This is a genomic window from Anaeromassilibacillus sp. An200, assembly GCF_002160025.1.
Lineage (GTDB): Bacteria > Bacillota > Clostridia > Oscillospirales > Acutalibacteraceae > Caccousia > Caccousia stercoris.
This window is the reverse complement of sequence record NZ_NFJU01000005.1, coordinates 29,101-53,023: the sequence shown is the minus strand read 5'-3', so window position 1 is coordinate 53,023 and position 23,923 is coordinate 29,101. Positions and strand designations below refer to the sequence as shown.

Below are 23,923 nucleotides of genomic sequence, written 5' to 3'. Positions count from 1 at the left end.
TCTTATACTTCGGGAATCTCGATCGTAATCTCACGGCCAAGCTCAGCGGATTTCTGAATGCCGGAGATGATAGCCTGGTTGTAAAGAATCTGGCTGGTGGGGACGGGAGCCTCCGTGCCGTTCTTGACAGCGTCAAGGAAGGAGCGGATCTTCTTGTAGAAGAGACCGCCGAAGGAATCTCCCTCCGGGCACAGCGGGATGGTTGTCTGAGTCTGCTCGCCTGCCACGTCGCGATACAGCGTCATGGGGCCGCCGACGGTACCGTTCCAGCACTCCGTGGACGGGATGCGCAGAGCGCCCTTTGTGCCCATGATGATGGTATCACCGGGAGTGTCAACGTGCATGGCCCACGCAATACGGAAGTCGAGAATAATGTCGCCTTCCAGGCGGATGAACGCGGCAGCAAAGTCGTCCACATTGAAGCGGGCGGCGTCAGCCGGGTTGTTGTACATCGGGTTGGTGCCGAAGAAGCTGGAGGTATAGCCCGTGACGGTCAGCGGCTTCGGATAGCCGATGGCGTTGAGCACCATGTCCAGGGAATAGCAGCCAATATCGCCGAGAGCACCGATGCCCGCCGTTTTCTTCTCGATGAAGGTGCTGTTCGGGATGCCGCGGCGGCGGCCGCCGCCGGTCTGGATGTAATAGATCTTACCGAGCTCGCCGGATTCGACGATCTTCTTGATCATCTTCATGTTGTCATCCATGCGGGGCTGGAAGCCGATGGAAAGCAGCTTGCCGCTCTCCTTCTCCGCCTTGACAATCGCCTCGGCTTCCTCCATCGTGACGCACATGGGCTTTTCCAGAAGGACGTTCACGCCCTTTTGCAGCGCATAGACGGTGCATTCCGCATGCGTGGCGTTGTAGGTGCAGATGCTGACAGCGTCGAGATTAGCGGCCTCCGCGTCAAGCATGGCCTTGTGATCGGGATACAGGCGCACACCCTCCACGCCATAGCGCTGGAAGAATTTTTCTGCCTTGCCGGGGATCAGGTCGGCAGCGGCGACAATCTCCACGTCGGGCATCTGCTTGTAGCTTTCCATGTGGGATTCCGCAATCCAGCCGGTGCCGATGATGCCGACCTTGAGCTTGCGGGAGGTGTCGATAGCCTCCTCTTCGGTGGGAGGAGTGAACTGGTTCAAAACGGTATCAGACATAGTGCGATTCCTCTCTTTCTTGTCTCTGTAATCTGGATTATCGAATCAGGGTTTTCAGATACTGGATGCTGATTTCGGCGCACTCCATGGGAGTCTTGTCCATGCTGGGAGCGTCCTGCTCCACGACAACCCACTGTGCTCCGGCTTCCTCGGAAGCGGCCAGAATGGCCGGGAAGTCCTGCAATCCCTTGCCGAGCGGGCGGAATTCGAAGGTTTTCTCTTCCTCCTCCTTCTTCTCGGATTCGATGCCGATCAGCTCATACATCTGATCCGGCTTTTTGCCGGAGAGGAAGAAGTCCTTCAGATGGACAATGGGGGCGCGCCCTGTGTACTTGCGGACGTAGGCAGCGGGATTCTCACCGCCGACGTTCACCCAGCAGGTGTCAATTTCCGTTTGCAGCAGATCAGCGGGAACGGTGTCATAAAGCACGTCCAGCGCGTATTTGCCGTCGATCTTTACGAACTCAAAATCGTGGTTGTGGTACAGAAGCTGCATGCCGAGCTTCTTGGCCGTCTCGCCCAGCAGGCGCGCGCCCTCGATGGTTTTCTGGAAACCATCCGTGCCGGGGCGGTATTCCTCCGTCAGGTACGGGATCGCAACAAAGCGGCAGCCGATGGCGGCATAATCGCCCAGCACCTTGTCAGGGTCGGCCATCATGTCGACAAACGGGACATGCGCAGAGATCGGTGTGAGCCCGTGCTTTTCGCACAGAGCCTTGATCTCTGCGGGGGCTTTGCCGTACAGGCCGGCAAACTCCACGCCGTCATAGCCAAGTGCTTTGACCTTTTTGAGCGTGCCTTCAAAGTCCTGTTCCAGATCCTCGCGGACGGAATACAGCTGAAGCGCGATGGGGAACTGTTTCATGTTTGACAACTCCTTTTCCCAAATAATCGATATAAGCATCTATGCTGTTTTCTGTTCAGAAAACGAAATCAGATATGCAGAGAGATGGAAGTCCCTTTTTCTGCCGAGGCAAACACCGCGTCGATGACACGCATCACGCGCAGAGCCTGATCCGGCGTGACAGCCAGCGGGGCTTTTCCTTCGTCCGCGTCGCGGAAATTGCGGTAATAATCGCGGGCGTCGCTTTCCAGCGCGGGCAGCGGCAGCTCCTCAATGCTCTCCTTCGGGCGGGGGGCCATGGTGCGGGTGGGGCCTGCCACCGTGTAGACAATGCCGGGCTCCCAGCGCATTTCCTCTGTGCGGGCGCGCACGATGCGTCCCGTGCAGGAGAAGTCGTCGATCTGCGCTGTGCCGCTGTCGCCGGAGACGTGCCAGCGGGGCAGGTTGATGAAAGTATAGGTGTCAACCTCCACCAGAGCGGACAGGCCGTTGTGGAAGCGCATCATCAGCTTGAAATTGTCGTCCACACCGGGGAATTTAACGGAAAGCAGATGGGCGTAAACCTCGGTCACGGGGCTGTCGATCAGATACATCAGCTGATCAATCAGATGTACGCCCCAGTCAAGCAGCATGCCGCCGCCCGCTTCGCGTACACAGCGCCAGTCGCCGGGAATCCCCTTGCTGCCCTGCACACGCGATTCGATGTAAAACGGCTTGCCGATGGAGCCGTCCTCGATCAGCTTTTTGACCATCAGGAAATCCTTGTCCCAGCGGCGGTTCTGGTGCACGGAGAACTGCCGTCCCGTCTCCTTGGAAACGGCGATAACTTCCTCCAACTCCGCGGCGTTCATCATCACGGGCTTTTCGCAGATCACATTCTTGCCCGCCCGCATGGCCTGGATGGACAGCGGCTTGTGGAAATTATTCGGCACCGCAAGGATAACGGTGCGGATTTCCGGATCGGAGAGCAGCGCGTCGAGCGTCGGGTATCCATGGATGCCGTCCTTTTCGGCGGCCTCGATCCGCTCGGAGTTGATATCATAAATACCGGCAAGGCGGAATTCCTCCGGCAGGGAGAGAAGCTGCTTGGCGTGCCAGCCGCCCATGCCGCCGTAGCCGATGATTGCAATCGTATACATGAAAGAAACTTCCTTTCTGACTCTGTGTGGGAAATCTTTGGAGGGGAATCAGGCCCAGTACATGCCGCCCTGGCGCTCCTCGAAGATAATGGTGCGCTTGAGCACCTCAATGGCCTTTTCCAGGCCCTCACGGGTGGTCATCAGGCCGTCCTCATGCTCGATGGAAATGATGCCGTCATAGCCGGTCTGCCGCAGCTCGCTGAAAATCGCTCTCCAAACGTCCTCGCCGTGGCCATAGCCGATGGTGCGGAAGCTCCAGGAGCGCTCCGGAATGCGGTCAAAGGGAGTCGTGTCAAGCACGCCGTTGACTGCGCAGTTGTAGCGATCGATCGCCGTATCCTTGGCGTGGAAGTGGTAGATGGCCCCTTTGAGCGCGCGGATCGCCGCCACGGGGTCAATTCCCTGCCAGAACAGGTGAGAGGGGTCAAAGTTCGCGCCGATCACGGGGCCGACAGCCTCGCGCAGGCGGAGCAGCGTGCCGGGGTTGTAGACGCAGAAGCCAGGGTGCATCTCAAAAGCGATCTGGTGCACGTTGTGCTCCTCGGCAAATTTGGCTTCCTTCTTCCAGTAGGGGATCAGCTTTTCGTTCCACTGCCATTCCTTGATTTTCTGGAAGTCGTCCGGCCAGGTGGCCACAACCCAGTTCGGATACTGGGAATCATCGCAGTCGCCGGGGCAGCCGGAGAAGCCCACGACCGTCTTGACGCCGAGCTTTTCCGCAAGGCAGATGGCCGCTTCAAACTGCTCGTGATACGAGCGGGCGATCTCCTTGTTCGGGTGGACGGGGTTCCCGTGGCAGGAGAGAGCCGCCACACCGATCCCATATTTTGCGACGGTTTCCTGGAACTGCTCAATCAGCTCCGGGTGCTCCATGAATTTGACAGCGTCGGCGTGAGCCGTGCCGGGCGTGCCGCCGCAGCCGATCTCTACTTCCTGCACACCGAGGGATTTGAGATATTTCAGGGTTTCGTCCAGGGACAAATCTCCCAGCAGAACTGTCATCACACCTAATTTCATGACAAAGACAACTCCTTTCACCATTGGAAGCTTTATGATGCCCAGGCTCTGTGACGGGATTTCCCGCATGGCCCGGCACGCTTTTGACAGCCCTCTTTTTCCCGAAGGCTGTTGACTTACCATACACCTGCATTATAATAAAGAGGAACGAATTTGTCGTGTCAATGTGATATGTTTTTGTGACAAAAATTGCTATCACCTTCCGGCGGGGAGGTGTCCGGCGGAAGGTGACAATATGGACGGCTACTATGAACATTCCAGGGATGTGGAAAAAACCCCCTCCTGCTGGCGTTCGGTGAACAATACCTGCTTCCCTCATTTCCACAGCTGTGTGGAAATCACCTATGTGACGGAGGGGAGCTTGGACTATGTGCTCAACGGCCACGGCGGGACAGCGCGGGCGGGACAGGTGATCGTTGCTCCAAGCTATACTGTGCACTATTTCAGCACCCCGAAAAGCTCGGGCTCCATCGTCCTGACCGTGCCGCTCGACTATGTTCCCTCCTTCCGCAAGCTGATTGCCCGCAGGACGTTCTGCCGCCTGATCTGGGACGATCCGGATCCGCAGAGCGAGCTGCTGCACAGCCTGGAGAAGCTGACAGGGCTGTGCACCATGAAGGGCGGGAATCCGCCGGAGCTTCTCACAAAGGGGTATCTTTATACGGTGCTGGGGATTCTCACAGACTGCCTGGGGCTGACGGAAAACGAGGAAGGGACCGATGCGTTTCTGGCGCGCGATATCCTGCAATACCTCGATCAGCATTACCGCTTTGATGTGACGCTGGAAACGCTGGCGGCCAGATTTGGTTACAGCAAAAGCCGGTTTTCCCATCTTTTCCATGCGTATTTCGGCTGCGGGATTCCGGAATATATCAACACTCTGCGCTGCCGCAGCGCAGCGCTGCTGCTCACACAGGAATCCGCGTCCCTGACGAGCGCCGCCATGAATTCCGGCTTTGAGAGTATGCGCACCTTTTACCGCAGCTTTAAAAAATCCTTTGGGATTTCCCCAAGTGAATATCTGAAGGAAAAGCGCGGCAGGGAGCCGGACGACATGCTGCACAACCCGTTTTATCTTTCCGGCGGCGTCCTTTCCCGCAGGGATCCGGGCAGCGGTGAGACAACCGGGGAAGAAATGAGTGAGTAAACACGCGCAAAGAGAAGGCGTTCCCTCTCCAGGCCTGGTGCCGGAAGGGAACGCCTTTTTCTGCTATGATTTATTCCTGGGCGGTGGAAGTGCCGGACGAAGCGGAACCGGTGCTCTGGCTGTCCAGCAGGGAGTCCAGATTGAACAGCGACTGGCCGTCCGATACCACGACGGGAAGCTTGCCATCCCACTTGTCGATGAATTCCATCTTGATCATTTCGTCGGTGAGTTCCTGCGATTTCAGGCGGTAACTCTCGGCCTCAGCCTCGGCTTCGGTAATTTTCTGCTCAGCCTCCACCTTGACGCGGGCCAGATCCTGCTCCGCCTTCAGGGCGTTCTGCTGGGCTGTCTGCTTCGCCTCAATGGCGGCGTTGAACTCCTCGGAGAATTGGAAATCCACAATATTTACGCTCTGTGTGGAAAACCCATAGGGCGCAAGTTTGTCGGAGATCTCCTGCTGCATTTCGGAGCCGACGGTCTGGCGCATGGTGATCAGTTCCTCAGCGGTGTACTGTGCCATCACGGATTTGACGGCTTCCTGAATGGCCGGGATGACTACGACGTTTTCGTAATTCGTGCCGATGTTTTTATAGACGCTCGCAGCGCTCATGCCGTCGATGCGGTAGTTGAGCGCGACAGTGCTGTTGACTGTCTGCAAATCCTTCGAAGCGCTCGCGGAAACGACCTCAGCCTTTGTTACCTGATTGTTCATGTCGATGACGCGGGTGACGAAGGGGACGACCACATGCAGGCCCTCGCTCAGCACCACATCGTCCACAGCGCCGAAGCGCGTGACAACGCCGCTGTGTCCCGCCGGTACGGCGTGCAGAGAGCTTGCGCCCACAATGAGCACAGCTGCGGCCACAAGAACCGGGATGATAATTTTTTTCAGATTTTTCATTGCTTTTCTCCTCTAATGTCATTCTCCATCTGCTTTCCCTCACAGCCGCCCGCGCGGTGTTCCGGATGCTTCTGTGTGGGATCTTGAGCATCATTATAGCGAAACGCCCCCTGCGGTGCAACGGCGGAATTTGCCTGTTTTGAACGGATTTTGCTTTGTTTGGGCAATGGCGGCTGTCCGCTGCGTCCGCTTCCATATTCCCGCTTGTGTTCGGGGAAAGAAGGCATTATAATGGGGAAAAAGCCCGGCGGCTTGGAATCCAAATATGTGAAAGGAAGGAACGCAGATGAACAACCGGGAAAGAATGCATACGGGAGAGCTGTATGATACGCAGGACGCTTCCCTGATAGCGGATCAGACGAAATGTTTGGAAATCCTTTATGATTTCAACGCGACGCGGCCGTCGCAGGGGGCGGCCCGTGAGGCGCTGATGAAAAAGCTGTTTGCTGAAGTGGGCGAGGGCTGTTACATTGAACCGCCGCTTCACGCCAACTGGGGGAAATTTACGCATCTGGGCAACAATGTCTATGCAAATTTCAACCTTACTCTGGTCGATGATACCCATGTATACATTGGAAACTGTGTAATGATTGGGCCGAATGTGACGATCGATACAGGCACGCATCCGATTTCCCCCGAACTGCGCCGCCACGCGGTACAATACAATCTGCCGGTGCATATCAAGGACAATGTGTGGATCGGAGCGGGGTCAATTATTCTTCCCGGTGTAACCATTGGGGAGAACAGCGTGATCGGTGCGGGCAGCGTGGTGACGCACGATATCCCGGCCAATGTGGTGGCGGTCGGCGTTCCGTGCCGTGTTCTGCGTGAAATTACCGAACGGGACAACGAGTATTACCGCGGCGGACAAAAGATTGATTTTTCTCTTTCCTGAGCCAGCGTTTTCGTCTCTTTTCAGGCAAATGTGCACGGAAACAGAAATTATGCCTGTCATAAGCTGAGAACAGGGAAAAGATTTGTATGATTCCCCAAAATTCACCATTTTCTATTTTGTACTTACGGAATGTGCTATAATAGAATAAAAAGCGATGCAGCAAAAAACCGGGCGGCGAGCCGCGGATCCGGGAGCGGCTGTGCGCCAAGGGGTGTCAGCTTGGAAATTCGGGAATTTTTTACAAATGTATATGGCTTGCAGGGAAACGAGCTTATTGCGGCGCTGTGTGCATGTGCAAAGATCTTTACAGTAAAGCGTGGAGAGCTTCTGGTGAGGGAGGGGGATCCGGTTTACGATGCCTTCTTTCTTGTGAGCGGTGTCTTTCGGGGCTATTTCCTCGATGCCAATGGAAAGGAAATTACCGACTGCCTGTCCTATCGGAGCGGTACGCCGCTGATGACCTGCCTTGGGTTTGATGAGGTTTCCTGCATCAGTGTAATGGCACTGAGCGGAGGCGTGTGTCTGTCGGTTCCCATCGCGGAGCTGCTGTCTCTGTTCAAGCAATACCCTGAGCTGTTGGAGCTTTATAACCGCTTTTTGGTCGATTCCCTGCGCTATCACTGGAAAATGAAAACCATGCTGTATCAATATACAGCCATGCAGCGGTATCAGTGGTTCTGTGAAACACATCCGGGCCTGATTGATCTGGTGGGCGGGAAATATGTTGCTTCTTTTCTCAACATGACTCCCGTGACGCTCAGCCGTCTCCGGCGGGAGCTCAGAGAACAGTAAAACGGAAGAAATACGGTTGACGCACCCCCTTTTCGTGAAAGCGGAAAGGGGGTGCGTCCGATCCACGAGAAAAATAATTTGTTTTTTTCCTAAAATCTGTAACTTTTTCCCGTTGTGGCGCGTCTATTCTATACAGAATCTATGATTATTTTTGCGGCTGCTTGGCTGTGCGGCGGGCAGGATGGAGGGAGAGGAGAAATCATGAAAAAGCTTTTGTTGGCGGCATGCTGTTTATTGGCGCTTTGCGGCTGTATTTGCGGCTGCATGAGAAAGGAAGAAACGCCTGCGGCGGACGGCGCGGTTTCCCAGCCTGTTCTGTCCATGCAGGAGGAACAGATGGACCTGGACAGCGGAGACGAGGGGACCGTTTCCGAATGGGGCCTGACCTTTACCGTGCGCGACGCCACTCCCACCGGAGCTACGCTGATTTGGGAGCAGAGCGGCGGTTCTCCCACAGGAGAGCTGGAAACAGGCAGCGATTTTTTTCTGGAACGTCTGGAGGACGGAGAATGGGAAGCCGTGCCCTATGTTGCGTCCAACATTGCCTGGACGGCGGAGGGGTATCTTGTTCCCATGGGGGAAACAGTGGAAAAAACAGTGAACTGGGAGTGGATCTACGGGGAGCTTTCCACTGGAGAATATCGCGTATGCAAGGATTTTTCGGATTTTCGGGAAACCGCTGATTATGATACCAAAACGCTCCGCGCACCGTTTGTTTTGGAATAGTGGGAGTAGGAAAAAAATAGAATAGTTACAATTCGTTCATTTGTAAAGCTTTTTTTGGAGGAATATGCTAGAATCGGGGTGAACCGCAAATTGGTGCGGGACTGAGGAACAGAGGAAGAAAGGCAGGCGAAAAAATGAGCCTGATCAGTGTGCAGGGCGTGCGCAAGGTATACCGGGTAGACAGGGAGCGTATTGTGGCATTGGGAGGAGTTTCCCTCGCGATCGAGGAAGGGGAAATCTGCTGTATCCTCGGCACCTCCGGTTCCGGAAAATCCACGCTGCTCAACATCATGGCGGGGCTGGAAAAGCCCAGCCGGGGAAAAATTGTGATTGCGGGTTCGGACGTCACCGGCTTCTCGGAAAAGCAGTGGGCGCTGTTCCGCCAAAAGAACATCGGCTTTGTGTTCCAGTCGTATAATCTGCTGCCAACGCTGACGGCGCTTGAAAACGTCGCGATGCCCCTGGTGTTTCGCGGCACAGGGAAGGGCAAGCGCATGCAGGAGGCGACCAAGATGCTCAAGGCCGTGGGCCTGGGAACGAGAATGTCCCATAAACCGACGCAGATGTCCGGCGGCCAGCAGCAGCGTGTGGGAATTGCCCGCGCGTTTGTCTCACATCCGAAGATCATCTTTGCCGACGAGCCCACAGGAAACCTTGACAGCAAAACAAGCCGCGAGGTAATGGGGATCATGGTGGGGCTGGCCCGCCGTTATCACGAAACGCTCATCGTCGTCACGCATGACCGGGAGATCGCCCGGTTCGGCGATCGGCTGATTGAGATCCATGACGGTCTTGTCCGTTACGACAGCCGTTTGGCGCCGCAGCCCGCGGGGGGCGCGGCAAATGAGGAGGAAAGGAAGGCGCAGGCATGAAAAAGAGAAAATTTGCGGGGGGAGCGCTGGCGCTTGCTCTCGCTCTGCTTTTGACGCTGGGACTGTTCCCTCAGTTCCCGGTAGAGGCGGCATACACCAATGTAGAGGGAATGAAGATCAGCTACCAGCTGGACGGTGTTACTTCCGTTGCAAAGGGGATGCCATTCGGTGCAACCTTTTATTTTGATTTTTCCAATACAGGTGAATATGTACCTTCGGATGGAGACAAGGTAACAGTTAGCGCATCTGGTGTTGCTCTTTCGCAGAAAACTTTCACCTTATCTTCTACTACTGGCGATGAGGAAAATGGAGGCGAGGATAAATTTTCCATTTATATTCCAGAGCAGTATATGACCAACACAGGCCGTTCGCCTGCGACACTGAAATTTACTGTTACTTGGGAGAGATCAGATGGAAGCAGCTACCGCGCCTATGGGCAGAAAACGATCACGGAATGTGTGGTCGAGGAGGGAACTTCCTCCGAATCTCCCGAGGAAAAGTCCGGGCTGATGGTGGAGAATTACTCCGTCAATAAGCAGGATCTGCGAGAGGGCAACACCTTTGATCTGGCCATTACCATTAAAAACAACGGCCAGACGGCGTGCAACAATGTTGCCGTCGTCCTGCCGACGCTTGAGCAGATTACAGTCAACGGAAAGCTGAACGCACAGGTGATAGATTCGCTTGCGGCGGGCGCTACAGCCACGGTGACCTTCCCGATGATCTGCGCGGCTTCCATGACGACGGGCAATGTCAGCATCCCGATTGCCGTATCCTCCGATGAGGTGGCGGAAAAGACGACAAACGCTTTCGTTTATGTCACCGGAACGGCAGGCACGGAAAGCGAGTCCCCCTCCTCTGAGCAGCCCACGGAGATGAAGCCGGTCATCATTCTGGAAAGCTACGATTACGGCGGGCAGGCGGTGCTCGGCGGCAAGGAATTTGAGCTGACCATGAATTTCAAAAACACCAGCCGCAACCAAACGATCGAAAACGCCGTGATCAAGGTGTCGTCCGTCACCAATGACGCGGGCGCGGGCGCGGCCTTTACCCCGGCAAACTCTTCCAGCACCTTCTACATCGAGAGCATTGCTCCCGGGCAGTCGGTGCAGGAAAAGATTACCCTTCTGCCCAAGGTAGACGCGGAACCGAATTCCTACAGCATGCAGGTGGCTTTCGACTATGTCTACGGCAAGGATCACACCTCTGCCACGGATACCGTGACCTTCTCCATCCCGATTACGCAGGAGGACCGCTTCACCGTCACGCTGGGAGAGATTTACGGCCCGGTCATGCTCGGGGACAGTGTGTATCTCTCCGCCAACTATGTCAACCAGGGCAAGAGCACCATCTATAACCTTTCCGCTTCGGTGGAGGGGAATTTCACCGCCATGGAAGGCTCCACCTCCTATATTGGAAACGTGGAGTCCGGCACGGGCGATTACATCGACATAACGCTTTCCCCCAATGAAGTGGGCACCATGGAGGGAAAGATCATCTTTACCTATGAGGATTCCACCGGCGTGCAAAAAACGCAGGAGCAGACCTTTACCTGTGAGGTTATGGAAAATATGTACGTGGATCCCGGCATGGACCCCGGTATGGATCCCGGCATGGACCCGGGCATGGATCCCAGTATGGCCGGAGAGGGCGGTTTCCCTGTATGGGGGATCGTGCTGATTGCCGTGGCGGGCGCGGGTGTGATCGCGCTGATTGTTGTGGTGGTTCTGAAGAAACGCCGGGCCAAGAGGATGCATCTGCTGGAAGAGCTGGAGGATGACGGCGACGGTGAGTTCGTGCTGCCCCAGCCGGTGGATACGACTTCCTCTTCGCCCGCCCTTCCCGGAGAAGAGTCCGGAAATCAGGAGGAATCTCAGCCATGAAAATCAAGGACATGATGGCGATGAGCTTGAAAAACCTGCTCAAGCGAAAGGTGCGCACCTGCCTGACGGTGGCGGGCGTGCTGATTGGCACCTGCGCCATCGTGGTGATGCTTTCCATCGGCCTTGGCCTGACGGAGGGCATGAACCAGTCGCTTCAGCAGATGGGCGATATCACCATGATTCAGATCTACAACTATAACCAGAGCGCGGAGGGGACGAAGCTGGACGACGCGGCGATTGAGTCGATCCGTTCGCTGGAGCATGTCACAGCCGTGACACCGATCTACGATCTCCCCTGGGGCGCCTGCGCCATTTCCAGCGGCAAATACCGCTATGACGGCATGGTGTACGGTCTGGATCTCACTGCTCTGGAAAAGATGGGATACACGCTCGATGATGGCGCCTTCCCGGATGAATCACAGGTGGGCAATACCATCCTGTTCAGCCGGGAATCACTCTATTCCTTCTATAACACGAAGAAGAAGTCCAACAACCGGGTCAACCAGTATCCGGACGCGAACGGAAATATCCCGGATCCCTATGTGGATCCGCTTTCCGACAAGCTGGAGGTCCAGGTCCTTACAAATGAAGGGGAGCTGTACGGCAGGCCAATCCGCCTGCAAAGCACGGCCCTTCTGACCTCCGATTATTCCCGCAACCCGCCCACGAGCTATTCCGCATTTATCGATATCTCGCTGGCCAAAGAGCTGACGGAGCAGTATAACAAGGCGAACAAGGTCCGGACCGATCCGCAGAACAAGGGGCTCAATTATTCGCAGGCGGTTATCAAGGCGGAGAGTGTGGAGTATGTGCAGGAGCTGGAGACAGCCATCCATGATATGGGCTTCACGGATACCTACAGCATGGAAAATGTGCGCGGGCCCGTGGAGGAAATGATGAATATGATTCAGCTGGTGCTTGGCGGTATTGGAGCGGTGTCGCTCATCGTCGCGGCGCTGGGAATCATCAACACGATGATCATGTCCATCTACGAGCGCACGCGCGAGATCGGTGTGATGAAGGTGCTCGGCTGTGTGGTGGGAAATATCCGCGTGATGTTTCTCATGGAGGCCGGCATGATCGGCCTGATGGGCGGTCTGGTGGGTCTGGTGATCAGCTATGCCGCGTCCGCCGTCATCAATTATTTTGCTTCCTCCGGTGACGGAAACGTTCTCGGCGGGATGCTCGGCATGATGTCCACCGGTACGCCGATCTCGGTGATCCCGCCGTGGCTGGCTGCCGGGTCTGTGGTGTTCGCCGTGGGAGTGGGCGTGCTCAGCGGGATCCTGCCCGCGAACCGCGCCGTCAAGATCAGTGCTCTCACCGCCATCAAGCAGGAATAAAAAACAGGGACCTTTGCGCGGGAAGTTTCCCGGCGAAGGTCCCTGTTTCTTGATCGGTATGATTAAGCGCGGCCCAACAGCCAGTCCACGGAGACGTTCAGGATGTTGGCAAGCGCGACGAGCTCAAAATCGTTGACGCAGCGCACCTGCCCCTCCAGTTTGGAAAGGGCGGAGGCGTTCATGTCGACGCCATTGACCTGAAGCTGGGCCAGAAGCTCCTTCTGCTTCATGCCAAGCTCCTTGCGCGCCTGCTCCACGCGGGCGCCGACCAGATTGCGGTTGCCCAGAGCCTGCTTGCGTAATCTCAAAGTGTATCACTCCCCAGAAGATAACTCATGCCTGTACGGCAAAACAGCCGTTTTCCTCAAACGCGCCCCGCCTTTCCGGCGCGGACCGGGGATGTGCGGACGGGAAACGGTTTTCAGCTTGTTCGGTTACGTTTATTATAAATGCTTTTTCACCAAAACACAAGAAACTGTCCTGAATATTTTTAGAAGATTTCCAAACAAAATTTTCCCTGAAGGGGCGTTTCCCACCGGCAGAGGCCCGGTTTTCGAGAGAAAACGGGAAAAAGGATTTGTGATTTGAATGGTGATTTGGTATAATAAAAAGAAATACAGAGCGGCGGCGCCGGGACGCGCGGCTCAATTTTATCGTTTGGAGATGCGACCTATGACAGAAAAGATGCCCACAGGCAAGAACCTGACGATGCTCACCGATTTTTACGAAATGACCATGGCGAACGGCTATCTGGCAAACGGCTACCGGGATACCATCGCCTATTTCGACATGTTCTTCCGCCGTGTGCCGAACAGCGGCGGCTTTGCGATCATGGCCGGTGTGCAGCAGCTTGTCGAATATCTCAACCAGCTTGTGTTCACCCCGGAGGATATCGCGTACCTGCGCTCGACGGGGATCTTCAATGAGGAATTTCTCGCCTATCTTTCCGATTTCAAATTCTGCTGCGATATCTGGGCGATTCCCGAGGGCACGCCGATTTTCCCGGGCGAGCCGATCGTCACGGTGCGCGGGCCTGTCATTCAGGCGCAGCTCATTGAAACCATGCTGCTCCTGACCATCAACCACCAGAGCCTGATTGCGACAAAGGCAAACCGGATCGTCCGCGCCGCGCAGGGCCGGGCGGTGATGGAGTTCGGTTCCCGCCGTGCCCAGGGGCCGGACGGCGCGATCTACGGCGCGCGCGCGGCCTTCATCGGCGGCTGCTGCGGCACCGCCTGCACCATCTGCGACCGTGATTTTGCCATCCCGGCACTCGGCACCATGGCGCATTCCTGGGTGCAGCTGTTTGACAGTGAGCTGGATGCTTTCCGCGCCTACGCGGAGCAGTATCCGTCCTCCTGTACACTTCTGGTCGACACCTACAATGCGCTCAAGTCGGGCGTTCCCAACGCCATCAAGGTTTTCAACGAGGTGGTCGTGCCGCGCGGGTTCCGTCCCGCCGGAATCCGCATCGACAGCGGAGACATCACCTACCTGTCCCGCAAGGCCAGAAAGATGCTCGACGAGGCCGGATTCCCCGACTGTAAGATCTGCGCCTCGAATTCCCTTGATGAAACCATTATACGCGATATGCTCGTGCAAGGTGCGTGTGTGGACAGCTTCGGCGTGGGCGAACGGCTGATCACCGCCGCCCCCGAGCCGGTATTCGGCGGCGTGTATAAGCTCAGCGGTGTGGAGAATCCCGACGGCAGCGTGACACCGAAGATCAAGGTCAGCGAGAATGTCGCGAAAATCACCACCCCGTGCTTCAAGGGCCTGTGGCGCTTGTTTGACCGCGAGACGGGGAAGGCGCTGGCCGACGTGATCACCCTGCATGAGGAGACGATCGACGACACGAAGCCGTATGAGATTTTCGATCCCGACCATGTCTGGAAGCGCAAGACGCTCACCAACTTCCGCGCGGTCCGGCTTCAGGAAAAGATCTTCGAGGGAGGCCGCTGCCTGGCGAAGGAGCGCGACCTGCGGGAGATCCAGTCCTACTGTGCCGCGCAGGTGGAAACGCTCTGGGACGAGGTCAAGCGTTTTGAGAACCCGCACCAGTATTATGTCGACCTCTCCCCCGAGCTGTGGAAGATCAAGAACCGTCTGCTTGAGGAACACATCACGAATTGACAAGGCGGACAAAATCCGGTACAATGTTTTTGTGAGCAGCCTGAGCGGCCGCGGGCGAAGCCCGAAAGGGCCCGTCTGAGGAAAGTCCGAGCTCCACAGGGCAAGAATAACGGCTAACGGCCGCCGGGGGCGACCCCAGGGAAAGTGCAACAGAGAGATACCGCCGCTCTTTGGGCGGCAAGGGTGGAAAGGCGAGGTAAGAGCTCACCAGCGCGCGGGAGACCGCGCGGCTCTGCAAACCCTATTCGGAGCAACACCGCGGAGGGACAGTATGCGCCGGCCCGGCGCGTCCCGTGGAGGTGGCAGGAACCGGAGCGGCAACGCACGGTCAAGATAGATGGTCGTTCATGACAGAACTCGGCTTACAGGGCTGGTCACACCATAAAAAGCCCCCATGGAGCGCTTAGCGTTCCATGGGGGCTTTTGCTGTCCGGCAGTTTGTGCGGGTGCTTCTGCCGGGTGCGGGAAATTTCCCTGTTCAGTTCTGATCCAGCGTGCGCAGGGTGGAGAAATACGCGGCGATCACGCGGTCGCACCAGGCGTCGAACTTCGGGTCCTCTGTTTGCAGCTCCGGGTGTGCCTCAATGTAGGACAGGCAGATCCGCACGCCCTGATCGTAGCGGATTCCCGCGTAAAAGCCGGGCACAAGGCGTTTCAGCTTGGAATTGTCGAACACGACGGAACGGGCTTTGTCTCCCAGCAGCGGGCCGAGCAGGTCCGGGCGGCAGGCGGAGAGAAAGTCGCTGGAAATATGGACGAGATTCGGCTTGACGCCCAGAGCATGTCCGACAATCTCATAGGCCTGATCCCAGGTCAGGCTCTCGTCGCTGGTGATGTGCACCGCCTGCCCCAGTGCGTGGGGGTTGCCCATCAGGCCGCAGAAGCCCTTGGCAAAGTCGGTGTTGAAGGTGAACGTCCAGAGTGAGGAGCCGTCCCCATGCACGATGACGGGCTTTCCCTCCCGCATCCGGCGGATGATCTGCCAGCTTCCGCCGTCCCCGTGCACGCCCATGGGGATGGAGCGCTCGCAGTAGGTGTGGCTGGGGCGCACGATGGTAACAGGGAAACCGAAGGAGCGGTAAGCTTCCATCAGCACCTCCTCGCACGCGATTTTATCGCGGGAATACTGCCAGTACGGGTTGGAGAGCGGGGTGCTTTCCGTGATCAGATAATCGGAGAGCGGCTTCTGGTACGCGGATGCCGAGCTGATGAAAATATACTGCGAACAGCGATCGCGGAACAGCTCAATGTCGCGCTGTACGTCCAGCGGGCGGTAGGCGATGAAATCGGCCACAACGTCAAAGGTGCGGTCGCCAAGGGCCGCCTTCATGGCGTCCGGATCGGTGCAGTCCGCGGTGAGCTGCTCCATTCCCGCCGGTGCGGGATGGCTGCCGCGGTTCAGCAGGGTGATCTCCCACCCCTGCCGCTGTGCCAGCGCTGTGCAGGCGGAGCTGATGGTGCCGGTGCCTCCCAAAAATAAAGCTTTCATTCTCTTGCACGCTCCCTTTTTTTGTATTATAATAAAAATAATAAATGTGACAAAATGGTAAGATTTGTTCACCGCTTGCATAGATTGATCTTATCACATTTGGAAACGATAATCCAGAGAAAGCTTGCAAACGGTTGATATTGCAGGAAAGGGGGAAGAGCTTCGTGCTGAGAGGCCTGTCCGGTATTCAGATTCTGGTGTGGAATATGGTGATCGTCGCAATTTGGCATGTGACGGTGTTTATCGCCTGTGTAAAGCTTCCCGCCAGCTACTTCGACGAGACGAAGCCAAGGTTCCGCGCCCGCGATTGGGAGCGAGGCGGCCGGTGGTATAAGGATACGCTGCGCATCAATGCCTGGAAGGATCGCATTCCGCAGTATGCGGCACGCAATGGCTTTTCCAAGGAGCATCTGGAGCGCCCGGATGACTTGACCATTGATTATATCAATGAATTCATTATGGAAACCTGCCGCGGAGAGTGGATGCATCTCTCCGGCGCGCTGTGCGCCGTGCTGCTGCTGGTGATCAATCCCATCGGGTTTGGATTGCTGTTTGCTTTTCTGAATCTGCTCGGCAATCTTCCGTTTGCCGCTATTCAGCGCTACAACCGTTTCCGCCTGCAAACGCTCCGCAAGCGCCGCCTGCGCACACAGAAAGGAACGGTTGCTTCCGCTGCTGTTACAGCTTCCGCGTCGCCGTGTGCGTAAAAACGTTGAAATCATGAAAATCAACGCCCGCTCTCTGACATTTGTGTTTGAGAGCGGGTATTTTTCTGTTGTATCCCGGAGCATCCTGCCTAAAAAATTTCCTCCTGCCGTGTGCTTTTTTCGCGGGCGGGAGATTTGTGTTTAATATTCTCGAAAAGAATATTAAACAGCTTTCCTCCGCTATACTGAATCCAGAATCCATCGGACCTGTGCTGATTTATACAGGCCCTGGAATGTGAGAGGAATACCGGTTATTTTGACCGGACAGGAGCAGGAGGAAGGCGCATGAAGATACAATTAATTGCAACGGATTTGGACGGCACACTGTTGGCGGACGATCACCGCACCGTGCCGGAACGCTCAAAGGAGGCTTTGCGCCTGGCGTCGGAGCATGGGATTCTGACAGCGATCGCCAGCGGGCGCACGACGGGAATCCTTCTGCCGGTGTTCCGTCAGGTGCCGCAGGTGCGCTACGCGGTGATTTCCAACGGAGCCGCTGCCGTGGATCTGCACACGGGAGAGCGGCTCTTTTCCCGGCCGTTTCCGGAGCAGAAGCTGCATCGGATCCTCGACATCCTGGAAGACTTTCCGCATGTGATGCTGGAAATTTATGCGGATGGGGAATCCTGGGTGCCGGAAAAGGATCGTCCAATTCTGGAAGCGCGCGCAAAGGAGAGCCCCTTCTGGCTGGACTTCGCTTCTGCCACGCATCTCGCCGCCGATCTCAAGGAAGCACTCAAGGGACATGAGGTGGAAAAGATCACGGTGGGCGGCATGCGGCCAGGAGACAAGGAGTGTCTTTTGGAAGCTGTGGACGCATCCTCTTCGCTGGCGGTATCCTCTTCGATCGACAGTTATATGGAGCTCAACGAGAAGGGCGTGAACAAGGGGGAAGGACTTTCCCGCCTGTGCGATCGCCTGGGCGTCCCTTCGGCGGAGGTTATGGCTCTGGGCGATGGGGACAACGATTTTGAGCTGATGGATTGGGCAGGTGTTTCCGTAGCGATGTGCAACGGACTTGCGCAGACCAAGGCGCGCGCCCGCTATGTATCGAGTCTGTCGAATGAAGAGGGCGGCGCCGGAGAAGCCATAGAACGGTTTGTGCTGCGGCCTGCCGGAATTGTAAAATAACTGTGTGCGGGGGAAATACCCTTGACAAACGGGCGGGGGAACGCCATACTGAGAAAAAAGATCAGGCGGGAGGGCTTTGCATGGGCTGTTTTGGAAACGCGATCTGGTTTCTCTGCGGAGGGTTCTGGCAGGGGCTTTGCTGGGGAGCGGCGGGGGTGCTGTGGTGCATTACCATCATTGGGATTCCGGTGGGGATGCAGTGCTTCAAAATCGCCGGGCTTTCCTTCTTCCCCTTCGGAAAGGAAGTGCGATATGGCGGCGGCGTGGGTTCGTTTCTGCTCAACCTGATCTGGCTGCTGGTCAGCGGGATTCCGCTGGCGATTGTAGCGGCGGTGAACGGGCTTCTGTTCTGTGCCACTATCATCGGGATCCCGTTCGGCCTGCAGTGCTTCAAGCTGGCAAAGCTTGCGCTCATGCCGTTTGGCGCGGAGGTGGAATGACATGGAAAAGGCATGGATGAAAGCCCTGGTGCGCCGGGCGGACGGGCGCGCGGCGCTGACGGAACGTCCCGTTCCCCAGCTTCAGGAGCCGCGCGACGCGATCGTGCGCGTGACGCTCTCGACCATCTGCACCAGCGATCTGCACATTCTGCGGGGAGCCGTTCCCCGGGCGAACCCGGACATCGTCCTCGGCCACGAGTTTGTCGGCGTGGTGGAGGAGGTTGGGGAAGCGGTGCACGGCTTGCGCCCCGGGGATCGTGTGGCGGCAAACTGCATCACCTTCTGCGGAGACTGCTGGTTTTGCCGGCGCGGCTTCATCAACAACTGTGAGCATGGCGGCTGGGAGCTTGGCTGCCGGATCGACGGCTGCCAGGCGGAATATGTGCGCGTCCCTTTCGCGGACACAGGGCTGACGAAGATCCCGGATTCCGTGACGGATGAAAGCGCTCTGTTTCTTGGGGACATCCTCGCGAGCGGCTATTTTGGGGCGGAGCTGTGCGAGCTGTGCCCCGGCGACAGCGTCGCGGTGGTGGGGGCCGGGCCGGTGGGCCTGTGCGCGATGGCGTGCGCCCGGCTGTTTGGCGCGGCCCGCGTGATCGCCCTCGACGTGGACCCGTTCCGGCTGGAGCGGGCGGCGAAGCTGGGGCTGGCCGACTTCACCGTGAATCCGCGGGAGCAGGATGCGGAACGCGCGGTGCGCGGACTCACAGAGGGACGCGGCGCCGACGGCGTGGTGGAAGCAGCGGGCGGCGCGGACAGCCTGGAAACGGCCTGGCGGATTGCAAGGCCGAATGCGTGTGTCGCTCTTGTCGCCATGTATGAGGAAAACCAGACGCTTCCGCTTCCGTCCATGTATGGAAAGAACCTCATTTTCAAGACGGGCGGCGTGGATGCCGTCCATTCCTCCGAGCTGATGCGTCTGATGGAAGCGGGGAGACTGGATGCCAGCTTCCTGATCACGCACAAGGCGCCGCTCAACCGGATTCTGGAAGGCTACCGCGTCTTTGAGAACCGGGAGGACGGATGTTTGAAATGGGCCGTCACGCCGTGGGAGGAGGAATGAGCCGTGCCGCGCGGGAAAAATCAGAAGATCAAGCTGCTTGTCCTGCTGCGCTTTCTGCGCCGGGAGAGCGACGAGCAGCACCCCGTCACGATGCAGCAGCTTCTCACGGAGCTGGAGCGCGCTGGAATCAGCGCAGAGCGTAAGAGCGTGTATGACGATTTGGAGACACTGCGCGATTTCGGCTATGACATTGTGAAGGTCGGCACGCCCGTGCGCGGGTATTTTCTGGGCGAGCGGGAGTTCGAGCTGGCGGAGCTCAAGCTTCTGGTGGACGCGGTGCAGTCGTCGCGCTTTCTGACCGGCAGGAAATCGCGGGCGCTGATTGGCAAGATGGAATCGATGACGAGCCGCTGGCAGGCGGGGGCGCTCCGCCGTCAGGTGCATGTCGCGGATCGCATCAAGACGATGAACGAGAGCATATATTATAACATTGACACCATCCACGCGGCGATTTCGGAGGAAAAGTGCGTTTCCTTTGTGTATTTTGAGTGGGTGGTGGACTTTGACAAGCAGGAAGCGTGCCGCAAGCAGTACCGCCACGGCGGGGAACGCTACTGCGTCAGCCCGTGGGCGCTGATGTGGGATAACCAGAATTATTATCTGGTGGCTTATGACGCAAAGGCCAAAAAGATCAAGCATTACCGTGTGGACAAAATGGAACGGCTGGAGGTCAAAAATCGTCCACGTGCCGGGCAGGATTCATTTGCGGGCGTGGATCTGGCACGCTATACACAGTCTGTATTCGGCATGTACGGCGGCGAGGTGCGCTATGTGGAGCTTCGCTTTGTCAATTCGCTGATTGGTGCTGTCGTCGATCGGTTTGGAAAAGCGCTCACGGTGTCCCGGGACGGAGAGGATCATTTCCGTGTGACGGTGCCCGCAGCTGTCAGCCCGCAGTTTTTCGGCTGGCTGGCCGGATTTGGGGAAAAGGCGCAGCTGTTGTCCCCGCAGAATACCGCGCAGGAATACAAAAGCTGGCTTTCCGCCGCTCTGGACGCGATGCAATGAGGAAAAAGAAAACAGGGAGGACGCTTTCGGGCGTCCTCCCTGCTGTTTCTTATGGATGGCCGCGCCGCTTGGGCGGGCGGCTTCCCTGCCGGACAAATTCGGGGAAAAAGGAGTCGGGATTTTCCTTGAACCGCTCCACCAGCGTCTTTTCCTGCTGAGGCTCGGCGGGAGCCGCGCCCCGCAGCCAACCGGGGACGGGATTTTCTTTCGGGTCCGTGCAGTGGTAGACCTTCATTTCCACGGCGGTATCACCTCCGTTCCCATATTATTCGGAGAGGGGGGCCGCCTGTTCCAGCTCCGCGAGGAAAAATTCCAGAGTGTCGTTGAAGGAGTCATAGGGGCGGGGGTTGCCGCCGTTGGTGCTCTTGCACTGGTTGTCGCTGTATTCCTGACCGGCGGCGAAGAGATCCCCCAGATAGATTTCATACCCCAGGGACTGGGCCAGAGAGCAGAATGCGTCCATCGGGTCCGCCGCGGTGCGTGTGTCAAGCAGGCGGCGGCGAAGGCTTTCCTCCCGCCGGGCGGCTTCGAGAAGCCGGTCAAGCTCGCGGAACAGGGAGTTCATCAGGATTCCTCCTTTGCGGTCAGGGTTTTGTGGTAGGCCAGGCGCTCCGGATCGATTTCCGGCGTGTTTTGCAGAATAATGACGCCGCACAAAGAAAAGCCGCACCGGCGGAGAAGGGCCTGCATGGGAAGGTTTCCCCGGTGTGTGTCGGCCCGCAGGTTGCGCACGCCGCGGCCAAGGCAAAGCGTTTCCGCGTTTTGCAGCAGAAGAGCGCCGCATCCCTTCCGCAAAGCATCCTGCGCGGTAAATACACGGTGGATCGCGGCGTATGGCTCCTCATTCGGCCATGCGCCGTCTATGTCACGGTAGCTTTCGTCCTCCCCGAAGCAGATGGCGGCGGAAGCGAGAAGCTTTCCCTGCTCCGCGAGCACGAAGGAGCGCCCCGCTGTGATATCGGCGGCAAGCATCTCGCGGTTGGGGATGCCGGACTGCCACTGGGTCAGGCCAAGCAGGCGAAGCCGTTCCTTTGCGTTCTCAAGCATTTCGCACAGGCAGGACAATTCATCCGCGCGTGCCGGACGGAATTCCATGGAAGATGCCTCCTGTCCGGGACCGTCACATGCGGTCGCTGTAGTGATCCTGAAGCTTGCGTTCAAAAATGGGAAGCGCGGCCAGGTTCTCCACACCCTCCACAATGATCGCAACGCCGATGAAGCGGGTGAGGATCATCGCGCTGCCAAAGGGCTGGCAGAGCAGGATGATGCCCAGCACCAGGGAAACGCCGCCCATAATCAGCGGGACATACCACAGCGGTATCCCAATCCGCCGCAGATCCGCCGCGGTCTGAAGCTTTTCCGCACAGCCCGCCACCAGCAGCAGGCCGAACACAAAGGGAAGGAAGGAAACGACGGTATCCGGCCGAAAGATTAGGAAGAGGCCGCCGGCGGCCAGCACCAGCCCAAAGGAGAAGTCCTTGCGGATCATGCCGTCATACTGATCGCGCAGGAAGTAGCGGACGATCCGCAGGATGCCGGAGACGGTGAGCACGCCGCCGAACGCATAGCAGATAATGCGCGAGGAAAGCTCGGGCCAGCCGAGCAGGATTACACCAAGCGCAACGTAGAACAGGGAGATCAGGGTCAGGTCTGATACAATACGCTTTTTTTTCACAAAAACACTTCCTATCACTTTTCACTTTGATGGCCCTTTTGGGCGGTTTCCTTTTCTGAATAAGATGGTATCACGTTTTGTACAAAAAGAAAAGCTTGAATTCGCAGAGAGATTTGCGAGAGTCTTGTGGAAACTTGACAATCCTTTTGGAAAGGCGTAAGGTTAAAAGATAATTTCCCAATCGCCGCATGGCGGCCTTTGGAAGGAGTGGGAGGATGGGTTCGATGATGTTTTCAAACCGTGCGCTCAGGCGTCTGATCTGGCCGCTTGTGGTAGAACAGCTGCTTGCTGTGACCATCGGCATGGCGGACACCGTGATGGTGGCAAGCTGCGGCGAGGCGGCGGTGTCCGGTGTTTCGCTGGTGGATTCCATCAATATCCTGTTGATCAATATTTTTTCCGCTCTTGCAACAGGCGGTGCGATTGTTGCCTCACAGTATCTGGGGCGGGAGGATCGCGAGAATGCAAATCTGGCAGCCAAACAGCTCCTGCTCTCTGTGGGCTTTTTGTCCACACTGCTGGCTTTGCTGGCGCTGGTGGGGAACCAAACCCTTTTGGATCTTCTTTTCGGCAGCGCGGAAGCCGACGTGATGCAGAACAGCTATACCTATTTTTTCTGGTCTGTGATTTCTTATCCATTTTTGGGAATTTATAACGGCGGCGCGGCGCTCTTCCGTGCGATGGGAAATTCCAAGGTTTCCATGCACACTTCGATTATCATGAATGTGCTCAATGTCTGCGGCAACGCGCTGCTGATTTATGTCTTTCAGCTCGGTGTGGCGGGCGCGGCGATTTCCACGCTGGTTTCCCGTGCGCTGGGAGCCTTCGTGATGGTTTGGCTGCTCCATTCCAAGCCGCACCAGAACGATAAAATCCATCTGGAAACGCTGAATATTTTCCGGCCCAACTGGTCCATGATCCGCAAGATTCTCAATATTGGCATCCCAAACGGACTGGAAAACGGGATGTTCCAGATTGGAAAGATTCTGGTGCAGGGGCTCATTGCCACCTTTGGCACCGCTGCGATTGCAGCCAACGCGGCGGCAAACTCCGTGGCTTCCCTCCCGCAGATCCCATCGATTGCCATTGGTCTGGCGATGGTTACGGTGGTGGGCCAGTGCGTGGGAGCCGGGGAGTATGAGCAGGCGAAAAAATATACCCGCTGGCTGACTTTGCTTTCCTATGTGTGCATTACAGTGCTGTCACTGCTGGAAATGGCCGGAGCACACCTTTTGACCGGTCTGTTCAGCCTGTCCCCGGAGGCGACGCAGATGGCGGTGGAGGTCATCCTCTGCAATGGGGTGTTTACCATCCTGATCTGGCCCGCAAGCTTTACGCTGCCGAACGGTCTGCGCGCGGCGGGCGATGCGCGCTTTACCATGGGAATCTCGGTGCTTTCGATGTGGATTTTCCGCATCGGCTTCAGCTATCTGCTGGCACAGGCGTTCCATATGGGCTTGATGGGCGTATGGTTTGCCATGTTTATTGACTGGTTTGTGCGGTCTGCTCTGTTCCTCTGGCGCTTTATGAGCAACCGTTGGCGCGGAAAGGCCATCCGCTGATG

The 23,923-nt window shown here is 57.0% G+C and carries 25 protein-coding genes and 1 other RNA gene; 15 read left to right on the top strand and 11 right to left on the bottom strand.

What is annotated here, in order from left to right; genetic code table 11:
* Positions 1-2: 2 nt before the first annotated feature.
* The 4 genes from B5F35_RS03925 to B5F35_RS03910 all read right to left on the bottom strand — a co-directional run bounded on the left by B5F35_RS03925 (position 3) and on the right by B5F35_RS03910 (position 4,154).
* The gene (locus B5F35_RS03925) at positions 3-1,154 is read right to left on the bottom strand and encodes a Gfo/Idh/MocA family protein (protein ID WP_087238276.1); all 1,152 of its coding nucleotides are present in this window, start codon (positions 1,152-1,154) and stop codon (positions 3-5) included.
* 37 nt (positions 1,155-1,191) lie between these two features.
* On the bottom strand, positions 1,192-2,019 hold the full coding sequence (locus tag B5F35_RS03920) for a sugar phosphate isomerase/epimerase family protein (protein ID WP_087238274.1): 828 nt from the start codon (positions 2,017-2,019) through the stop codon (positions 1,192-1,194).
* Between the two features lie 68 nt (positions 2,020-2,087).
* Entirely contained in the window at positions 2,088-3,137 is a 1,050-nt protein-coding gene (locus B5F35_RS03915) for a Gfo/Idh/MocA family protein (protein ID WP_087238273.1), read from the bottom strand.
* A 48-nt stretch (positions 3,138-3,185) separates the two neighbouring features.
* Positions 3,186-4,154, bottom strand: a complete 969-nt coding sequence (locus B5F35_RS03910) for a sugar phosphate isomerase/epimerase family protein (protein WP_087238271.1) — start codon at positions 4,152-4,154, stop codon at positions 3,186-3,188.
* A 235-nt stretch (positions 4,155-4,389) separates the two neighbouring features.
* Between B5F35_RS03910 and B5F35_RS03905 the strand changes: the two genes are divergently transcribed.
* Positions 4,390-5,301, top strand: coding sequence for a helix-turn-helix domain-containing protein (locus B5F35_RS03905; protein WP_087238269.1), 912 nt, complete (start codon positions 4,390-4,392; stop codon positions 5,299-5,301).
* A 70-nt stretch (positions 5,302-5,371) separates the two neighbouring features.
* Here the strand turns inward: B5F35_RS03905 and B5F35_RS03900 are convergent, their stop codons facing one another.
* Complete coding sequence (locus B5F35_RS03900) at positions 5,372-6,202, bottom strand: prohibitin family protein (RefSeq protein WP_087238268.1); 831 nt, start codon at positions 6,200-6,202, stop codon at positions 5,372-5,374.
* 286 nt (positions 6,203-6,488) lie between these two features.
* On the opposite strand from B5F35_RS03900, the gene B5F35_RS03895 reads away from it, so the two are divergent.
* The 6 genes from B5F35_RS03895 (at position 6,489) to B5F35_RS03870 (ending at position 12,713) form a co-directional block, all read left to right on the top strand.
* A complete protein-coding gene (locus B5F35_RS03895; RefSeq protein WP_140401137.1) occupies positions 6,489-7,097 on the top strand; it encodes a sugar O-acetyltransferase in 609 nt (202 codons plus the stop codon).
* 219 nt (positions 7,098-7,316) lie between these two features.
* Positions 7,317-7,889 carry a Crp/Fnr family transcriptional regulator gene (locus tag B5F35_RS03890; protein WP_162611322.1) on the top strand — a complete coding sequence of 191 codons (573 nt, stop codon included), beginning with the start codon at positions 7,317-7,319 and terminating at the stop codon, positions 7,887-7,889.
* 201 nt (positions 7,890-8,090) lie between these two features.
* Positions 8,091-8,615 (top strand): immunoglobulin-like domain-containing protein, encoded by a 525-nt coding sequence (locus tag B5F35_RS03885; RefSeq protein WP_087238264.1) that lies wholly within the window; start codon positions 8,091-8,093, stop codon positions 8,613-8,615.
* Positions 8,616-8,749: 134 nt separating this feature from the next.
* Positions 8,750-9,487 carry an ABC transporter ATP-binding protein gene (locus tag B5F35_RS03880; protein ID WP_087238262.1) on the top strand — a complete coding sequence of 246 codons (738 nt, stop codon included), beginning with the start codon at positions 8,750-8,752 and terminating at the stop codon, positions 9,485-9,487.
* The gene (locus B5F35_RS03875; RefSeq protein WP_087238260.1) at positions 9,484-11,370 is read left to right on the top strand and encodes a COG1361 S-layer family protein; all 1,887 of its coding nucleotides are present in this window, start codon (positions 9,484-9,486) and stop codon (positions 11,368-11,370) included. The genes B5F35_RS03880 and B5F35_RS03875 overlap by 4 nt, the downstream gene beginning before the upstream one ends.
* Entirely contained in the window at positions 11,367-12,713 is a 1,347-nt protein-coding gene (locus B5F35_RS03870) for an ABC transporter permease (protein WP_087238258.1), read from the top strand. The genes B5F35_RS03875 and B5F35_RS03870 overlap by 4 nt, the downstream gene beginning before the upstream one ends.
* A 62-nt stretch (positions 12,714-12,775) precedes the next feature.
* Here B5F35_RS03870 and B5F35_RS03865 read toward each other — a convergent pair whose 3' ends face one another.
* Positions 12,776-13,021: a helix-turn-helix domain-containing protein gene (locus B5F35_RS03865; RefSeq protein ID WP_087238256.1), complete on the bottom strand. Its 246-nt coding sequence runs from the start codon at positions 13,019-13,021 to the stop codon at positions 12,776-12,778.
* A 364-nt stretch (positions 13,022-13,385) separates the two neighbouring features.
* Between B5F35_RS03865 and B5F35_RS03855 the strand changes: the two genes are divergently transcribed.
* Both B5F35_RS03855 and rnpB read left to right on the top strand, forming a co-directional pair.
* Positions 13,386-14,846, top strand: coding sequence for a nicotinate phosphoribosyltransferase (locus B5F35_RS03855; protein WP_087238252.1), 1,461 nt, complete (start codon positions 13,386-13,388; stop codon positions 14,844-14,846).
* A 32-nt stretch (positions 14,847-14,878) separates the two neighbouring features.
* Positions 14,879-15,227, top strand: an RNA gene (rnpB, locus tag B5F35_RS03850) — RNase P RNA component class A.
* 97 nt (positions 15,228-15,324) lie between these two features.
* Here rnpB and B5F35_RS03845 read toward each other — a convergent pair.
* Positions 15,325-16,335, bottom strand: coding sequence for an SDR family oxidoreductase (locus B5F35_RS03845; RefSeq protein ID WP_087238250.1), 1,011 nt, complete (start codon positions 16,333-16,335; stop codon positions 15,325-15,327).
* Between the two features lie 164 nt (positions 16,336-16,499).
* On the opposite strand from B5F35_RS03845, the gene B5F35_RS03840 reads away from it, so the two are divergent.
* The 5 genes from B5F35_RS03840 to B5F35_RS03815 all read left to right on the top strand — a co-directional run bounded on the left by B5F35_RS03840 (position 16,500) and on the right by B5F35_RS03815 (position 20,684).
* The gene (locus B5F35_RS03840) at positions 16,500-17,042 is read left to right on the top strand and encodes a glycosyl-4,4'-diaponeurosporenoate acyltransferase CrtO family protein (RefSeq protein ID WP_087238248.1); all 543 of its coding nucleotides are present in this window, start codon (positions 16,500-16,502) and stop codon (positions 17,040-17,042) included.
* Positions 17,043-17,327: 285 nt separating this feature from the next.
* Positions 17,328-18,173 carry an HAD family hydrolase gene (locus B5F35_RS03830; protein WP_087238244.1) on the top strand — a complete coding sequence of 282 codons (846 nt, stop codon included), beginning with the start codon at positions 17,328-17,330 and terminating at the stop codon, positions 18,171-18,173.
* 80 nt (positions 18,174-18,253) lie between these two features.
* Positions 18,254-18,613 (top strand): YccF domain-containing protein, encoded by a 360-nt coding sequence (locus tag B5F35_RS03825; RefSeq protein ID WP_087238242.1) that lies wholly within the window; start codon positions 18,254-18,256, stop codon positions 18,611-18,613.
* 1 nt (position 18,614) lies between these two features.
* Positions 18,615-19,676 (top strand): alcohol dehydrogenase, encoded by a 1,062-nt coding sequence (locus tag B5F35_RS03820; protein WP_087238241.1) that lies wholly within the window; start codon positions 18,615-18,617, stop codon positions 19,674-19,676.
* 3 nt (positions 19,677-19,679) lie between these two features.
* The gene (locus B5F35_RS03815) at positions 19,680-20,684 is read left to right on the top strand and encodes a helix-turn-helix transcriptional regulator (protein WP_087238239.1); all 1,005 of its coding nucleotides are present in this window, start codon (positions 19,680-19,682) and stop codon (positions 20,682-20,684) included.
* Between the two features lie 49 nt (positions 20,685-20,733).
* On the opposite strand, the gene B5F35_RS03810 is transcribed toward B5F35_RS03815, so the two are convergent.
* Genes B5F35_RS03810 through B5F35_RS03795 form a run of 4 tightly spaced genes read right to left on the bottom strand, consistent with a single transcriptional unit; the run spans position 20,734 to position 22,359 of the window.
* Positions 20,734-20,925 carry a hypothetical protein gene (locus tag B5F35_RS03810; RefSeq protein ID WP_087238237.1) on the bottom strand — a complete coding sequence of 64 codons (192 nt, stop codon included), beginning with the start codon at positions 20,923-20,925 and terminating at the stop codon, positions 20,734-20,736.
* A 24-nt stretch (positions 20,926-20,949) separates the two neighbouring features.
* Positions 20,950-21,249, bottom strand: coding sequence for a hypothetical protein (locus B5F35_RS03805; RefSeq protein ID WP_087238235.1), 300 nt, complete (start codon positions 21,247-21,249; stop codon positions 20,950-20,952).
* The gene (locus B5F35_RS03800) at positions 21,249-21,779 is read right to left on the bottom strand and encodes a GNAT family N-acetyltransferase (RefSeq protein WP_087238233.1); all 531 of its coding nucleotides are present in this window, start codon (positions 21,777-21,779) and stop codon (positions 21,249-21,251) included. The genes B5F35_RS03805 and B5F35_RS03800 overlap by 1 nt, the downstream gene beginning before the upstream one ends.
* A 25-nt stretch (positions 21,780-21,804) precedes the next feature.
* Positions 21,805-22,359, bottom strand: coding sequence for an HdeD family acid-resistance protein (locus B5F35_RS03795; protein ID WP_162611321.1), 555 nt, complete (start codon positions 22,357-22,359; stop codon positions 21,805-21,807).
* A gap of 227 nt (positions 22,360-22,586) precedes the next feature.
* Here B5F35_RS03795 and B5F35_RS03790 point away from each other — a divergent pair, with 227 nt between their 5' ends.
* Positions 22,587-23,921 (top strand): MATE family efflux transporter, encoded by a 1,335-nt coding sequence (locus B5F35_RS03790; protein WP_206424008.1) that lies wholly within the window; start codon positions 22,587-22,589, stop codon positions 23,919-23,921.
* Positions 23,922-23,923: the final 2 nt, after the last annotated feature.

What these genes read in the sequence shown, in the direction of transcription:
- B5F35_RS03790 (WP_206424008.1), top strand. Translation starts at nt 22,587, where the DNA reads ATGTTTTCAAACCGTGCGCTCAGGCGTCTGATCTGGCCGCTTGTGGTA.
- B5F35_RS03920 (WP_087238274.1), bottom strand. Translation starts at nt 2,019, where the DNA reads ATGAAACAGTTCCCCATCGCGCTTCAGCTGTATTCCGTCCGCGAGGAT.
- B5F35_RS03805 (WP_087238235.1), bottom strand. Translation starts at nt 21,249, where the DNA reads ATGAACTCCCTGTTCCGCGAGCTTGACCGGCTTCTCGAAGCCGCCCGG.
- B5F35_RS03845 (WP_087238250.1), bottom strand. Translation starts at nt 16,335, where the DNA reads ATGAAAGCTTTATTTTTGGGAGGCACCGGCACCATCAGCTCCGCCTGC.
- B5F35_RS03900 (WP_087238268.1), bottom strand. Translation starts at nt 6,202, where the DNA reads ATGAAAAATCTGAAAAAAATTATCATCCCGGTTCTTGTGGCCGCAGCT.
- B5F35_RS03855 (WP_087238252.1), top strand. Translation starts at nt 13,386, where the DNA reads ATGACAGAAAAGATGCCCACAGGCAAGAACCTGACGATGCTCACCGAT.
- B5F35_RS03895 (WP_140401137.1), top strand. Translation starts at nt 6,489, where the DNA reads ATGAACAACCGGGAAAGAATGCATACGGGAGAGCTGTATGATACGCAG.
- B5F35_RS03875 (WP_087238260.1), top strand. Translation starts at nt 9,484, where the DNA reads ATGAAAAAGAGAAAATTTGCGGGGGGAGCGCTGGCGCTTGCTCTCGCT.
- B5F35_RS03870 (WP_087238258.1), top strand. Translation starts at nt 11,367, where the DNA reads ATGAAAATCAAGGACATGATGGCGATGAGCTTGAAAAACCTGCTCAAG.
- B5F35_RS03820 (WP_087238241.1), top strand. Translation starts at nt 18,615, where the DNA reads ATGGAAAAGGCATGGATGAAAGCCCTGGTGCGCCGGGCGGACGGGCGC.
- B5F35_RS03915 (WP_087238273.1), bottom strand. Translation starts at nt 3,137, where the DNA reads ATGTATACGATTGCAATCATCGGCTACGGCGGCATGGGCGGCTGGCAC.
- B5F35_RS03905 (WP_087238269.1), top strand. Translation starts at nt 4,390, where the DNA reads ATGGACGGCTACTATGAACATTCCAGGGATGTGGAAAAAACCCCCTCC.
- B5F35_RS03885 (WP_087238264.1), top strand. Translation starts at nt 8,091, where the DNA reads ATGAAAAAGCTTTTGTTGGCGGCATGCTGTTTATTGGCGCTTTGCGGC.
- B5F35_RS03880 (WP_087238262.1), top strand. Translation starts at nt 8,750, where the DNA reads ATGAGCCTGATCAGTGTGCAGGGCGTGCGCAAGGTATACCGGGTAGAC.
- B5F35_RS03825 (WP_087238242.1), top strand. Translation starts at nt 18,254, where the DNA reads ATGGGCTGTTTTGGAAACGCGATCTGGTTTCTCTGCGGAGGGTTCTGG.
- B5F35_RS03830 (WP_087238244.1), top strand. Translation starts at nt 17,328, where the DNA reads ATGAAGATACAATTAATTGCAACGGATTTGGACGGCACACTGTTGGCG.
- B5F35_RS03925 (WP_087238276.1), bottom strand. Translation starts at nt 1,154, where the DNA reads ATGTCTGATACCGTTTTGAACCAGTTCACTCCTCCCACCGAAGAGGAG.
- B5F35_RS03910 (WP_087238271.1), bottom strand. Translation starts at nt 4,154, where the DNA reads ATGAAATTAGGTGTGATGACAGTTCTGCTGGGAGATTTGTCCCTGGAC.
- B5F35_RS03800 (WP_087238233.1), bottom strand. Translation starts at nt 21,779, where the DNA reads ATGGAATTCCGTCCGGCACGCGCGGATGAATTGTCCTGCCTGTGCGAA.